We start from the raw sequence: 279 nt of genomic DNA on the forward strand, positions 1-279 counted from the left end.
GTTATGGTGAGGGATATCCGATCCCAGAACGTGAATCAGTACAGTCATGCCCGCCTACGCCAGAGTAAAAACACGCCACAACAAAGAGAAAAATAGACGATATAGGTTGCCATATAGGCCTGTGCTGCGCCCAGTGCGCCATGCGCAGGGATTAGCCAGTGGGCAAATACCATCAATAAAGTGAACTGGCTGATTTCCGCCAGAATATAAAACCGCAGTGACGCTTTGGCGATCACCAGATAACCAAAGACATAAGCGCCCACTTTTAACACATCACCC

The 279-nt window shown here is 48.7% G+C and carries 1 pseudogene; it reads right to left on the minus strand.

The annotated features are described in order from the left end of the window. Positions 1 to 44 precede the first annotated feature (44 nt). A pseudogene (locus SB756_RS29505) lies at positions 45 to 279 on the minus strand (hypothetical protein); the annotation flags it as partial.

The sequence above is a fragment of the Pseudomonas sp. SIMBA_068 genome (assembly GCF_046534705.1).
Lineage (GTDB): Bacteria > Pseudomonadota > Gammaproteobacteria > Pseudomonadales > Pseudomonadaceae > Aquipseudomonas > Aquipseudomonas putida.